Source organism: Cohnella sp. GCM10020058 (genome assembly GCF_042683485.1).
Taxonomy (GTDB): domain Bacteria; phylum Bacillota; class Bacilli; order Paenibacillales; family Paenibacillaceae; genus Cohnella.
This window is the reverse complement of record NZ_JBHUJV010000015.1, coordinates 318,842-333,313: the sequence shown is the minus strand read 5'-3', so window position 1 is coordinate 333,313 and position 14,472 is coordinate 318,842. Positions and strand designations below refer to the sequence as shown.

The 14,472-nt window shown below is 59.7% G+C and carries 8 protein-coding genes; all 8 read right to left on the bottom strand.

Translation table 11 applies throughout. The features are described from left to right. Positions 1-30: 30 nt before the first annotated feature. The 8 genes from ACFSR7_RS26155 to ACFSR7_RS26120 all read right to left on the bottom strand — a co-directional run bounded on the left by ACFSR7_RS26155 (position 31) and on the right by ACFSR7_RS26120 (position 14,367). Positions 31-1,362 (bottom strand): DUF4091 domain-containing protein, encoded by a 1,332-nt coding sequence (locus ACFSR7_RS26155; protein ID WP_378166707.1) that lies wholly within the window; start codon positions 1,360-1,362, stop codon positions 31-33. A 403-nt stretch (positions 1,363-1,765) separates the two neighbouring features. Next, positions 1,766-5,821 carry an S-layer homology domain-containing protein gene (locus ACFSR7_RS26150; RefSeq protein WP_378166705.1) on the bottom strand — a complete coding sequence of 1,352 codons (4,056 nt, stop codon included), beginning with the start codon at positions 5,819-5,821 and terminating at the stop codon, positions 1,766-1,768. A gap of 142 nt (positions 5,822-5,963) precedes the next feature. Then, positions 5,964-8,312 (bottom strand): AraC family transcriptional regulator, encoded by a 2,349-nt coding sequence (locus ACFSR7_RS26145; RefSeq protein ID WP_378166703.1) that lies wholly within the window; start codon positions 8,310-8,312, stop codon positions 5,964-5,966. Between the two features lie 123 nt (positions 8,313-8,435). After that, a complete protein-coding gene (locus ACFSR7_RS26140) occupies positions 8,436-9,731 on the bottom strand; it encodes a hypothetical protein (RefSeq protein WP_378166701.1) in 1,296 nt (431 codons plus the stop codon). After that, on the bottom strand, positions 9,728-10,651 hold the full coding sequence (locus ACFSR7_RS26135) for a Gfo/Idh/MocA family oxidoreductase (protein ID WP_378166699.1): 924 nt from the start codon (positions 10,649-10,651) through the stop codon (positions 9,728-9,730). The genes ACFSR7_RS26140 and ACFSR7_RS26135 overlap by 4 nt, the downstream gene beginning before the upstream one ends. Before the next feature lie 73 nt (positions 10,652-10,724). Beyond that, a complete protein-coding gene (locus tag ACFSR7_RS26130; protein ID WP_378166697.1) occupies positions 10,725-11,675 on the bottom strand; it encodes a carbon-nitrogen hydrolase family protein in 951 nt (316 codons plus the stop codon). A 23-nt stretch (positions 11,676-11,698) separates the two neighbouring features. Continuing rightward, complete coding sequence (locus tag ACFSR7_RS26125) at positions 11,699-12,685, bottom strand: hydroxyacid dehydrogenase (protein ID WP_378166696.1); 987 nt, start codon at positions 12,683-12,685, stop codon at positions 11,699-11,701. A gap of 92 nt (positions 12,686-12,777) precedes the next feature. Next, the gene (locus tag ACFSR7_RS26120; RefSeq protein ID WP_378166694.1) at positions 12,778-14,367 is read right to left on the bottom strand and encodes an ABC transporter substrate-binding protein; all 1,590 of its coding nucleotides are present in this window, start codon (positions 14,365-14,367) and stop codon (positions 12,778-12,780) included. Positions 14,368-14,472: the final 105 nt, after the last annotated feature.

Genomic DNA, 14,472 nt, shown 5'->3' with positions numbered 1-14,472 from the left:
CGCAGGACGTTTGTCCTGCGCCGCGTTCTATTAACCGATATGCAATTTGATCGCCGAGTTGACCGATTCCCGCAATCCCAGCAGCCATGCGGCGTCGCGCGGATACGCGCTGAACGTCAGCGGCTCCTCGAGCCCCTCTTCGATCATCGCAAGCACGCGCTCGCGTCCGATCAAGCTTTCGAGCAGCTGCAGCGCCCGCAGATCCTGGAGCCCTTCCTGGAATACCTCCATGCGGATCGACTCGACGGGCGTACCGTCCGCCCCGGGATAGACCAGGAACGCGTCTCCCGAAGGAAACGTGCAGCCCGCGTCGGTCACCCGATACGGATCGATCGCCTCCAGCGAATACTGGATGTTCCAGAAGTTGTAGCCCCAGTGCAGAAATCCGGCGATTCGATACTTGTACAACTGAATGCCGATGATCCGGTTGCGTGCCGACGGCATGTTGAAAAAACGGTTGGATACGTCCTGGTACTGCACGCAGCAGTAGTACGTCCAAAGCTCCGGAACGTCATGCGCGAGAAAGGGTTCGATATGATTGTTCGCCGGAATCGGCCGCCGCACCAGCCCCTGCTCGTAGTAAGCATAGTCGGTGAGCGCGTCGTTAATCGGCAGTTCACCAAGATGCGCCTGCATCAGCTCGCTCGCGCTGCGGTACCAGGGCATATGCTCGGCAAGCGGCTCGTCGGAAATGTGAAAGTAGCTGCGGTCCAGCAGGCCGTCCCGGCGGAGGAAGGCGACCAGGCACGGCAGAAACGCGCCCAGAAAAGCCCTGTATTCCTCGCCTGCGGAATCGGTATCCCATCCGAAAATCCGCCGATGCGTACCGTTGTCGTCCGCCATGATCTTGGGCGCATGCTTGGCCCCCCATTGCGTGAACAGATGCGAAAACTCAAAGTAACGGATGCCGACGCGGTCGCACATGGCGATCCAGCGCTCCAGACGTTCAAAGCCGAAGACATAGCATTCTCCGTCCTTCGCTACCTCTACCAGTTGAACCGTCGGCCGCTCCCCGCCGACCGCAGTATCGAGCGGCGGCGTGAAGAGCGGGGTCAGCACCATGTTCATGCCATGCCGCACGGCCGTATCCAGGTATCGTTCGATCAACGACCCATGTGCTTCGCCGAATACGTGGACGCCATAATAATTGGCCAGACAGTCGCTATGGAACCATTCGGTATGGATGAGCGTCTGCGGAGGCAGCTCCGCGTCCAAGACCTCCAGCTCGAAGCGCGCTTCCCCGAGCGGCTCGCCCGTCTCGGCGGCGAATCGCACGATGACCGGATATACGCCGGCAAGCGTATCTGCGCCGGTCTCTACCGTGACCCACACCGACCGCCACTGATCGGGCAAGCCCGTCACGCCATGCGCTTCCCGGATCGGATACAACGGATCGGGATACAGTCCCCGGCGTCGCCCGCAGGACGTGCTCGTCGCGATCGTGCATACAGGGAAGCTCCGACGGAGACAATCCGACGACTCTTAGAGAAACGCGCTCCCCAAGCGGCGATTGTACGGCGACGGCCTTGGTCAGCTCCGACGCGCGGTAAGCAACCTGGAAGGCATAGGTTTCTCCCTTGAGCGCCGAGCCGCGCGTATAAGCGGCTGCGCTAAGCGCCTCGTCGGGAAACACCTTTTCCAGGGAATGCAGGCATCTGGTCTCGAAAAGCGGGGCGGGGCGGGTCATGGCGATTCTCCTTCTGCTAAACGCTTATGCTTTTAATCGATAAAACATCCTGCCCAACACATTCTGCTGTGAAGCGCGTTAGAGCTGCTTGAAGATACGGTACAGCATCGTCGCGGTCTCGGCCCTCGTCGCGGAGAACTTCGGATTCAATTGTCCGTCGCTGCCCTGGATGATGCCGGCGCCGACCATGCCGCTTACGGCTTCCTTCGCATAACCGGAGACAGCGCCTCCGTCTTTAAACGTAGACAGGTCCGCCGAAGCGCCTGACAGTTCGAGTTTGCCCGATACTTGCAGCGCTCTCGCAATCAGCACCATCATATCCTGCCGCGAAATCTCGGCTCTCGGATCGAAGTTCGTGCCGTCGATGCCGTTGGTGATGCCGAGCTTCTTCACGACCGCCAGCGTCCGGTAAAAGTAATCGTTGGGCGAAACGTCCGCGAAGTTGTCCGCGCCGTCCACGTCCGCTTCGAGACCCAGCATGCGAACGAGCAGCGTCATGAAGTCCGCGCGCGTGATCGGCTTGGCCGGATCGAAAGTCGATTCGTTCGTGCCCTGGATGATGCCCGCTGCAGCGAGCGTTCCGATCGCTTCGTCCGCCCAGGCGTATTTCGCATCTACATCCTTAAAGATCGCAGCGCCCGATGTCGGTGCCGGCGTAGGTGTAGGCGTCGCGGTCGGCGTCGGCGTTGGAGACGGAGAAGATGTCGGAGACGGCGTTGGCGTCGGTGTCGAAGCAGGTGTCGGCGTCGGAGATGTCGACGGCTGCGGATCCGGCGTGTCGCCTTCGACTGTGACTTCGAGCTTCGAGATGACGGCCTTCACCGGAATCTTGCCCGCGCCGGAGAACATGCCGATGCCGGCGAGGAAGTCGCCGTCTTCGAATTCGACGGTCGTGCTGCCGATCGATACCCATGCGTTGTCTTTCAAATAAAACCCTTCGACGCTATCTCCCTGCTTGACCAGTTTCATCTGGAAGGGAGCGTCGATGCTCTTGCCCTGGTAGTCCAGCAGCAGACCGGTTTGCGATCCCCAATACTTCTGCTGGGCAATGGGCTTCTGCGCGTCCAGAATGCTCTCTTCGTTGCGGAACACGTAACGGAGCACCTTGCCGGTCCCGTCCGTGCGGAAGTGCACGTGCTTGGAATCCGCAGTGTCCTGCGCCCGAAGCATCAGGCCGACCGAAGCCGGATCGCCGGCGCCAAGCGAATCGATGGTCGCGGTCAGCGTGACCTTCGCATTCGTGTCGTTCACATGCACAGGCTTGCTAAAATAAACGAAGTCGTCGGACGCGTTCCATACATTGTCGCCTTGGCCGATCAATGTATAGGTCGAGTTCGCCACCGTGGCGAAGCCGCGGCTGTTCGTGCCGTAAGTCCGTACGGACCAGTCTCCGATCGGGGACTGCTGCCCGTTCGGGAATACCGTGACGACCTTCGTAGCCGCCTTCGTAATGCCGTCCTTGACGGCGATCGCCTCGATCGTCACCTGTCCCGGCGCCAGCGCCGTGTAGGACGCATTGCCGCCGGTCACGCCGTCGATACGCAGAACGCCGCTGTCGCTCGACGTGAACGTGACATCGGCATCGGACAGATCTGCAGCCTGGTCGTCCTGCTGCTTGCCGGCGAGCGGAATCGTGCCTGTGCCGCCTACCGTAAGATTCGTATTCGGCAAATTGATGCTCACTTCCTTGAGCAGCGTGTCGCTTACGCCGGAGTCGAACGGCGTCGTCTCGAATAGACCGAGATCGTCGGCGTAGGAGATGCCTGTAGTCGCGTTGCTCTTGTAAATGCGTACCCGCGCACCTGTAATGTCCGCTCCCGTCCGGAACGGCACTTCGATACGCGTATACTTCTCTTCTTTGGTCGAGATATCTTTGTCGGCTCCGCCGTATTGGGTCACGCCGACAATAATCGTTTCGCCCGGTTCGTTGTAGACCCAGGCCACGAACTTATAATCCGTGTTCGGCTTAAGCCCGTTGACCTTCTGTTCAACGCCGCCGCCCTTGCCGAGCTTCAGCCGCATTTGGTAGCCTCTATTCTTCCAGACCTCATTGCCCGTTGCGTTCGGCACTTGCTCGAGCGACGTCGTCGTCGCCGACCATGGGAGCCAGTTGTCCAGCGTGCCGAAGCCGCTGTTTTTGACCAGATTCATATAAGGCGTCGCGATCTGCGTGTACGACGGATTCGGCGGCGTCGTCCTATTCGGTCCGACCGTCCAGTCCGTGCCGCCGTACTCGTAAGCGCCCGCATCCGGGGCGGCGCCCGCAAAGCCGTCCGTAATGCCTTCGATGATGGCGCCCGTATTGATGGCCGTAGAGCCGGCTCCGAGACGGAAGTTGCCGTTTGCGGCATCCGCGAAGTTCACGCCGCTGGCCGACAACGTATTGAACCCGTTGGCCGTATCCGCCGTAAGTCCCGCTTTATTCGTGAAGATGTTGTTGTACACCCGCGAGCCGTAAAGCTCTTGGTCGTACGGCGCGGAGCCCCAGTAGCCGATGCTGCTCAGATCGTTGTTCGCGACCGTGTTGTTATAGATCAGCCGATAGTTGCCCGGCGTGTTGAGCTGGATGCCCACATTGTTGTTGTAGATGACATTGTGATGCGCGACGACATTGGAGGCGTAGTTGTCGAAGTACAGACCGACGCTCATGTCCGTGCCTTTGCTGTCATGGATCAGGTTGTGGTGGATCTCGCTGTTGCCCATGTCGGCGCCCCAGCTGTAGATCAGCGCCCCGTCGCGCGACAGCCACATGCCGTCATGGATGTCATTGTACTGAATTTCCGCGCTGCCGCGGGACCAGTACAGAATATAACGTCCCGAGTTTTTCATATCGTTGTGGCTGATCAGGTTCTGGGTGCCTGTCGTCAGCTTGACCAGCGGATCGTATGCGCCCATGTATGCGCCGTCGTGAATGACATTGTTCACGATACGGTTGTTGCTGCCGTCGATGTTGATCAAAGTGCCCGTGGAATAGCCGATCGAGCTGTTCTTGATCTCATTGTTGCTGCCGGAAATATTGATCCCGCCCGTGAGCTGATGCGCGACGGACGTACCGTGCGATTCGGTGGAGAAGTACAAATACTCGGCCGTGATGCCGTCGAGCACGTTGTTGCTCGCGCCGCCGTCCATCGGGATGCTGCCGCCGAACGTCTGCAGCCCTTGGACATGAATATAGGAGCGTCCGCTCAGATCGAACGTCTTGAGACGCTGCTTGATCTCGACATTCTCAGGCACGCCGCCGTCCGGCGCCCACAAATATACTTTGCCCGCAGCCGAATCTATGTACCATTCGCGCGGCGCGTCGAGCTCGCTGAGCAGGCCGGAGAGATAAAAGGTAGAGCCTAGCTTCGGATACATGTAGTCGAAGTTGCCCTGCATCGGCAGGTAAGTCAGCGTATCGGTCGCAGCGTCAAAATCGGTTACCTTGGTCGACTGCGCGACATACGCGTCGCCGCCGCGTTCCCAGAGCGTAGCGCCGACCCAGTAATTGTCGGCCTGCGTCAGCTCGTTGCTGGTAAGCGTCGTAGCCGAGCCGGCTTTCGCGACACCCACGTGGTTTTTGAGCTCGGGCAGCGTATAATCGCCGATATTGGGCCATCTCGCTTCCCACAGGGATGTGACGTTCCCGCCGTCCCGGATGAAAAGCTGGTTCTGCTCGCCCAGGCTCGTCATGCCTTCCGGCAGATCGGTAATGTAGATATGATCGTGACCTTGATACGGCGTCCAGCCGCCGAGCTGCTCGGTGCCGCTGACGACGACCGCCGCGCCCGTCTCCGGCGCGAACGTGATCGGCGATGCGCTCGTTCCGCTGACGGCCGGCTTGACCGTCTCGCGGTACGTGCCCGCGCCGATCAGGCAGGCGTCGCCCGGCTGTACGACCGCGGCGCATTTGCCGATGGTCAGAAAAGGCGCCTCTGCCGAACCGTCGGCATTGTCGTCGCCGTTGGTCGAGACGTGATAAGTCGCCCCGGTCACGCTGAGGGTATTGAGCGTCGCGCCCGCGCCGTTGTCCGCGATCGGGACGTCAGGCTCGGCAGCCTGCGCGCCCGTTACCGGCACAAGTCCGATAATCAATAATGCAATCATAAATGCCGCCATGCAGGAAACAAGCTTCGATCTCTGTTTCTTGTACAAGAACCATACCTCCTCTTGTCAGATGGCGAATCGGTGACATCCGCACCTCATACAGTAGCAGGACGCTTAAGAAAAAAAAGTGCAAAATCTGCACTTTTCCCCCTTGTCGCGCTCCTCGATATGGTTTTTAGTGAACCTTGTTCTACAATCCCATCGATTTCTTGATCCGGTAGTCCTTCGGCGTCGTGCCGAAGCGCTTTTTGAACAATTTGAAGAAGTAGCTTTGCGAGCTGAACCCGACTTTCTCCGAAATCTCGTTGACCTGCCAGTTGTTTTTTTCAAGCAGAATGACCGCGTTTTGCAGCCGGACCTCGTTGATATAATCTGCAACCGATACGGTCTCGTACTTTTTGAAGATCCGGCCTACGTATGCCGGGGACATCTTGAGCAAATCGGAGATCTCCTGCAGGCTGAGATTCCCGTTGGCGTAGTTCGACTGGATGACGTCCTTGATCGTATCGACGATGACCTGGACCTTGTTCTCGACGACGGCTTTGTGATCGACGAAGATGGCGTCCATAATCTGGACGAACGCCTCGAAGATCTCGTCGAGCGTCTCCTTCTCGAACACGAGACCGTCGATGGAACGCAGGTCGAGCATGATCGGCGACACCTTGTTCTGGTTGATCTCGCGGATCGTCTGCTTGATGATGATGCCGACATGGACGACAGACTGGATGACGGCATCCGAGCTCATCCCGGAGATGACGCCGCGGATGCGCGCGAGCTCCTGATGGACCTGCTCCTGCCGGCCCGACTTAATCCCTTCGATCAGCTTGCGTTCGAGCTCGGGCGGAATCTGCGCATCGTGGTTGTCCTGCCTGGCCCGGACCGTCTCGGGCGTGATCACCGCGTTCGCGCCGACGTTCATCCGGTATTGCAAATAGTCGAGCGTCCGCTCGTAAGAATAGGTCAGCTCGCTATATGAGGGGACGAGGTCGCTGAGCGCCACGGTGAACGTGATGTGGTAGAGATCGCTAATGATCGATTGCGCTTTTCGCATAAGCGAAGCGATCCGTTCGTACGTCTCCTCGTCGGGCTTCCCGATGTCGAACAGCAATACGAAGTGCTCTTCTCTAAGATCCACCGCATCCACCGGCAACACCTCGGATACGACCTCCTGCACGATATTGGAGACGGCAAACTGCAGCAGCTTAAGGTCCAATCCCCGGGTATCCTTAAGCTTTTTATAGTCGTCTACTTTAATGACGCCCAGCACGAACGGCCATTCGAGATCGGTCTTGAGGTAGCCCCGCTCCCTGAACGACTTCAGTTCATCCGCCGATATCGCCGTGCTGTCGGTCACGAGCTTGCGCAGGTGATAGGAACAAATGATATTTTCGTTGCCGGCCTGCCTCGATTGCTCCGACGCCAGCTTCTCGACCAGCCGGTCGTAAATGTCCGTGACATAGCTGAATTCATCCTTGCCCTGCGATGGCTCGATCGTCACGCCTGGCACTCGCGCCGTCTGCTTCAGCAGCACGCTGACGGGATTGTACAGCTTGTTGGACACGAACAGGGAAGCGAGGAGCGCCAGTACAAAGGAGATCGCGGCCACGGTAATGAACACCTTTTTGAGCTGCTCGATCTGGGCCAGCACGCCGGTGAACGGCTCGATATTGACGATGACCCAATTCGTCGATGCGTTGGCCATGTAATTCACGATCTGCTTCTGGCCGTCGTACGAATAGGTGAATTGGGATACCTCTTGTTTAGAAGCGTCGATCCGTTTATAAATCTCGTCCTTGAGCTTGGCGAGCCCCTCGTCCACCGGCGCGATCGGACTGTAGATTTCCTTGTTCTGGTCCAGGATAAAGATGCGGTTGGACGGATTGTCGGACGTTTGGTTCATGAGCTCCAGCTTCTGGAACAGCCATTCAGGCTTGATATTGATAATGAGAGCGCTGTCGGTTTTGTTGTAGGCCTCTATCGAATCGTACATAAACAGCGAAAAGATTTCCTGCGAATTTTCCGGATGCTCGGTGTTCGGCGCGTAGGCGATCGGCATCAGCTGCATTTTATAGATCGACTTGGTGCCGGCCAGATAGCTCTTCGTAATATCCATCAGATTGCTCTTGGGATTCGATATGGAATCGTCGCCGCTCGTAAAGTACGTATCCCGCTTGCTGTTGTAGAAGACAATGGAATGGATAAACGAGTTGTAAGCGATCGTTTTGTTCAGCTTGATAATTCGCAGCGTATCCTCGAACCGGTCCAGTTCCCTGCTGAACAGCAGGTGGGCCATATCGTTATCGTAATAAAGGGAGATTGCGAAGTTTTTGACCGTCTCGTTCATGTAGGAAATGTTGTAATTGATCTGGGAGAGTACCTTCTCGTTGGCCTCCCGCTGGGAATCGAGACTGATCTTCCGCGAGTACATGTAGGCCGTCAGCAAGGACGCCAGCATGGAAACGACGATAAGCAGGTTGATCGAGAGCATGATGCGCATCAAGTATTTGCGTTCTCTGTATTTCCGCAGGTAGTGAGCCATGGCGTAATCCCCTCCGTCTCTACCTTATCAAGAATTTAAACGAAGAGAAAAGTGCAAAATCCGCACTTTTCTCCATTATGGACAGTATGTGAACGACCTTTTTACAGTCGTTGGAACGATTCCCTAATGCAGCTTGCAAGCGGCAGCGTAACTAGCGCTGTCGTCCAGCGCGCCGCCGCTGCTTGCGTAAAAAGCCGGGGTGAGCCTGAACATGCCGGACGCCGGCTCGATCCAATCGCTCCCCGATCTCGGATGGCCGCGTTTCATGTCTTCCCAGCGCCGATAATTTTGCCCGCCGTTCGATTCGATCAGGCCCATGGACAGACCGGGCAGGGGCGCCAGACGGGCGGCCAGGTTTTTGTTCCAGTCGACCATCAGCGGATTGGCCGTCAAGTCCGCGCAAAAGCACGGAATGCGGTAGGCGGCAGCCGCCCGGGCGATCCTCAGGCTCATGCTCATCGTCTTGGCGACGGGCTTGAGCGCGAACGCGCCGTAGCCCATCTGGATGCGCGCCAGCGCATCTCCCTCGTCGTGTACGCTCTCGTCGCCCGCCACCCGGACCGGCAGGTCCGCGACGCTCGCGTGAACGTGCTCCGGGAACGGCTCCTCGACGACCAAAACGCGGTCCAGCGCGCCCATTCGTTCCGCCGCGTCGATCAGCCGGCACAGCGGCTCCTTCCCAGCGTAACGTCCGTTGATGTCCAGATAATACGCGATCTTCCCGTTGTCGGTATGCGGGCAATCCCGGTCTCCCGCGATCCGGTGGATCTCCGCCAGTCGCCGGATGTCCCATGCCAGCATCTTGTCCGGATCGCCGTCGCCGTCCGGGTCGGAGCCGAGCTTGATCTTCAGCACGAAGTAGCCGTCGTCCAGCAGCGCCTCCACGTCCGCCGCCGTCATTCCGTAGGAGACGACCGGCGTGCAGGCCAGCCGGTCGTGGCGGGCCTGCAGGGAGGAACGGTATGCTGCGGGTATCAGCTCGAAGAAGGAAGCGTCCGGCTGCCGCCTTCCGAGCAGCGCCCATGCCGCATGATCGACGGGCACGAGGGCATTTAAAGCGAAGGTCGCGCGGAGCGGACCTTCGCCCCACTCGCGGTTGGCATAGCCCCGCGCCTGCCCGACCAGGTCGTCCAGCAGATCCAGCGGTGTCCCGAAGGATGCGCCGTCAGCTGCCTTTAAGGCATACGCGGTGATCGCTTGCATAAACGCGTTGCCGCGTTCGGCCCCCCATTTCGCATAGACGTCGGGGTCCGACCACAGGACGCTCTGGACGCCAAGTCCGGTCGATCGGTTGCCGCGCTCGTCCTCCAGGCAGACGACCGACTGCCACAGCTCGTCGACGTAACCGCCCTTGAAGCCGAAAGGCGCGGCAAGCGGCTCCCGAATCGTACCCAGCCCCGTCTTTTGAATCGTGATCATCGCGTTCGCCCCCTAGCTTGCATGCGGTATTGAGCCGAGAAGTCGCCCCCGTCGTACCCCGGCTCCGACTCGACCGCGATCTCCTCGAGCGTGACCGTCCGTCCGCCTTCCAACCGGGAGCGCCTGGCGGCGACCGCCGCCAGCTCCGCCTCCAGCAGCTCGCCAAGCGGCGGGAAGGCGGCGGATTCTCCGGCCAAATAAGGCAGCGCTGCCTCGAGGAACGAACGGTACAGCCGGTCCGAATCCACCTGGATATGCCGGACTTCGCGCTCCGAGACGATTGTCGCGTAGAAGGGCAGGTAGCCCGCGGTCGTACCTACGCTGAGGAATCCCTTGCGGCCGTCCTGCCAGACCAGCTCGATTTGATGCTGGATATGGACGCCGGTTGACCTGACGCTCGCGATTCCCGGCCCCATAATGGCCAGCATCAGACCGAAGGCGTGGATGCCGTAGTTAAATTCGTCGACCGAACAGCCCGCCAGCGCGGTGACGATCCGGTCCTCCGGAACGCGGGACCTGCGCCACGCCTCGGCTTCGGCGCAGAAGCGCAGCGCCGAGCCGCCCGCGATCCGCACGCCGCCGCGCGCCCAGGCGAGCAGCTGCCGGATGTCGCGCGCGTTGCCCGCCATCGGCTTGTCGATCAGGAGCGCCTTGCCCGCTTCGGCAAAGGGGCGCGCCCGCTCCGCATGCAGGTCCCAATTCACGCTGTGGATGATAGCAGCGTCGACGAGCTCGGGCATATCCGCCAGCCTGTCGCAGACGAACGGAATGCCGTGCTTCGCGGCGAACGTGCCGGCCGCGCCCGCGTCATGCACCGTGCCGCCGTCGAATACGGCGACCACCTCGTGCCCCAGCTGCTGCAGGATCGGCACCCAGGCGTTCGGATGCGACGTATCCAGATCGACGATTCCGATTTTCAAAGCGCATGCCTCCTTTGTTTCCTTGTTTCCTTGTTTCCTTGTTTCCTTGTCTCCTTGTCTCTTTGTCTGCTTGTCAGGGCTCCATTCTTCCCGGCAGATGCCTGGACCGGTCCGCCCGCGCGAAGTAATCGTCAAGCCGTTCGAGCCCGAACTCGGCTACGATATCGTCCGCCGTAATATCCGGCGATTCGCTCGTCAGCAGCACGCAGCCAAGATAGCCCGGATCGTGGATGACGACCGCAGGGCCGTATTTAGCCTTCATGTCCGGGAACTTGGCGTCATTCTCGTCAATATGAAGGACGGCGTAGTCAAGATTGACCCGAGCCGTGATAAAGGAATAATAGTTCGTGCTGCTGGCTGCCACTTCTCCAAGCGGCGTCACGATCGTACATGGCGCACCGGCGACCGCTCCCGCGAAGTAGGAGCGGCAGGCGTACGCCCAATAGCCTTGCATCAGCCCGCCGTGATACATCGAAGGGAACAGAATCAGATCGGGCTTCTCGGCTGCGTAGCGCCGCAGAAGCTCTTCAAAGTTGAGGTCGAAGCAAATCGCCGCCGCGACCCGCCCGAAGTCGCATTCGAAGATCGGTGCCTCCCGCCCGTACAGGATGTTCGTGCGCGTATGCTCGTCAGGCGTCAAATGGTTTTTGCGGTAAGCCCCCATAACGCGGCCTACGCGGTCGATGAGCTGCATGGCGTTGCGCCACGAGCCGTCCTTCGCCTCGGTATGCGCCGGATAGGCGATGTAGCAGCCGTGGCGCCTCGCGACGTCCGCGAAGAAGTCGCGGATCCGGTCCTTGCGCGCGCGATAATACGATAGGCGCCGGTCGAGCGGAAAGCTTAAAGGATCCGGCCGGTCGCAAGCCTCCGGCAGGACGATCAGATCCGGCCGGTCAGGCAGCACCCGGTCGAGCTGCGATTGCCAGTGGGCGATCATGCGCCCGATCGCTTCTTCGTCCGATACGTCGGCCGGCACGGCGAGCGGCCGCGGGCCCAGACAGCTGATCGTAATATAATTCGCCACTGCTGCCTACGCTCCTTTCTTATTCAAGCCAACAAATGCAACTGGTCGGCGCGCACTTCGCCGGCAAGCGGCTCGCCGTCCATGAACGCCTCCGCATCCAGAACGACAGCCTGCGCGAGACGCTGCAGCCCGTTGTTGACGGCCCCCGCGATATGCGGCGTGAGCACGACATTCGGCAGGCTGCGGAAAGGATGCTCGTGAAGCGGCGGCTCGGGATCGGTCACGTCGAGGCAGGCGAAAAACCGGCCCTTGCGCAGCTCCTCGGCCAGCGCGTCCTCGTCGATGACCGAGCCGCGGGCCGTATTGATGATTACGCAGTCGTCCTTCATGAGCGCCAGCCGCTCCCGGTTGAACATATGATAGGTCTCGGGCAAGGACGGCAGATGAATGGAGACGACGTCGCTCTGCGCGAGCAGCGCTTCGAGCCCGGCCTTGCGCGCGCCCATCTCCTTGGCCTGCGCCTCGTCGACGAACGGATCGTACACCACGATGTCCACGTCGAACTGGCGCAGCAGCTTGATGTAGTGCGAGCCCGCTTTTCCCGCGCCGACGACGCCGATGGTCACGTTGTACACCTCGCGGACGTTCGCCCCCTCCCCCCAGCCGCCTTCCCGGGTCCCGCGGACAAGCCGCCACATGTCTTTCAGCGACACGATTGTAAAGCCGAGGGCCGTCTCCGCCACGCCCTTGCCGAGCGCGGCCGTCGCATTGGATACCCGGATGCCTCTGTCCCACAGCTCCTGCGTGACGATCGGCTTCACCGTGCCTGCCGCGTGCAGCACGAGCCGCAAGTTCGGCGCGGCATCCAGCACCCGCGCGGTGAGCGGACCGCAGCCCCAGGACGTGATCGCGATGTCGGCGTCCCGGATAAGCGCCTCCAGCTGATCCTCCGACGGATCGCCGGCTATGTCGTTAAGGGCGACGTCGCCCAGCTTCCGCAGCCGGTCGATATGCTGCTGTGTAAATACCTTCTCCCGCTGTTCTTTGCCCTGCAGCAGCGCGATTTTCATCTGCGTAACCTCCCTTACCGCGAAGAAAATAGACGGGGGTGAGCCCCGGTCTATTTTCGCGTCGGCCTTTCGATACGATTTTATCGCCCGGCTTATTGCTTGCCGTTCGCGGCCAGCCATTCGTTCAACTGCTTTTGCTTCTCGGTGCGAATCTTTTCCGCTCCCGCCTTCTTCAGCTTCTCCTCGTAGATCGGCAGGTACTTCGCCGGATCGAGCGTACCGCTGCCCAGCGAGGCGGCATATTCGCCGTTCACCGCGTTGACGTTGGCAATCTCCGTTTTGACCGCCTCGCCGTTGAAGACGAAGCCGTTATACTTGGATACGCGCGCCTCGTTGTTCATTTTGATCGTCTGCTCGATCTTGTCGGCCGGAGAGCCTTCAGGCAGATATTCGTTGGTGATGTTGCCGAAGATCCAGTCCGTGTTGGTAAAGTAGCCTGCGTTTTGGTCGATCTTGATGAAATCGCCCGTCGTTTTCGTATAATGTTTGCCCTCGATTCCGTAGACGAGCGTATTGTACAGCTCCTTGTCGGTGTTCACGAGCTCGAGGAACATCATCGCGCGCTCCGGATTTTGGGACGTGCGGCTGATCGCGTTGAGCGTACTGGCCGCACCAGTGAATACCGGCTCGCCGAGCGGCACAATCACGACGTCGTTGCCGCCGTCGGCGGCCTTGTACTCGACCTCGGAGCCCGGCTTGCCCGTCCAGTCGAACCAGACGGCCGTCGTTCCTTTGTTGTATACGTCGGCGGCGGCCTTGAGCGTCGCGGCATCCTGGTTGATATAGCCCTTCGTATACCAGGAGTGAGCAAGCGCGTAATTGGCTCTCATTTCATCGGTTACGTCCGGAAGGACGGTGTTCGTCGCATCGGTATAGTAGACCGGCACTTTAGTGTCGATGCCGTACAGCAGCGCCGTGTAGAAGCCCTTCCACGTGCCGAACGGCGTAATGCCCGGCTCGCCTTCCTTGATCTGCTTCAGGAACGGCTCGAGGTCCTCCATTTTCTTGATCGTGCCGGTGTCGAGGTTATATTTTTCGATGAACCGCTTCTGGATGACGACGCTCGCGCGCTGCGCGGAGAATTGGAAGTTCGGGACCGCGTAGATCTTGCCTTGTAGCGTAGCATCGTCCCAGAACTTCTTTTCCAGCGAATCGAACAGCTTCTGCCCGCTCGTCTTCAGCAGATCGTCGAGCGGCAGGAATGCGCCCTTGAGCTGATTCTGATCGAACTTGAACAGCCAGCTGGACGTCCAGACGATGTCCATCTTCTCGCCTGCAGCGGTCATCGTGTTCATCTTCTGCTCGTAGGTGCCGAAGTCGATCGGACTTAGCTTGACCGTGGCGTTGATCTTTTCCTTCGTGATCTTGTTGACCGCGTCGTTCACCAGCTGAAGGTCGGCATTCGCCGCGTTTTGCGGATAGTACCAGGTCAGCTCTACGGGCGGGAGCTCGCTGCTTGCCGAAGGAGACGCGCTGGCGGAAGCCGGTGCCGACGGAGCCGCGCTTGCGCTGCCCGACGCGTCTGCGCTTGGCGAGGCTGCGCTTGGCGAGGCTGCGCTTGGCGAAGCATTGGCGTTGTTGTTGGCATTGCCGCAGCCGGCTGCCGCAAGCGCAAGGCCAAGCGAGAGCGAGGCGAGGAGCGTGGTTCGGAATCCGTATTTGCCGATGTTTGTTTTGTACAACATAAACCCTCCCGAAGTTTAGGATAATGATGCCATCCCGTGCCATACAGCAGGCCTCGCCGTTCGCCCCGCTTTTACGCTCGCCTGAGGCAGCAAGCTTATCGG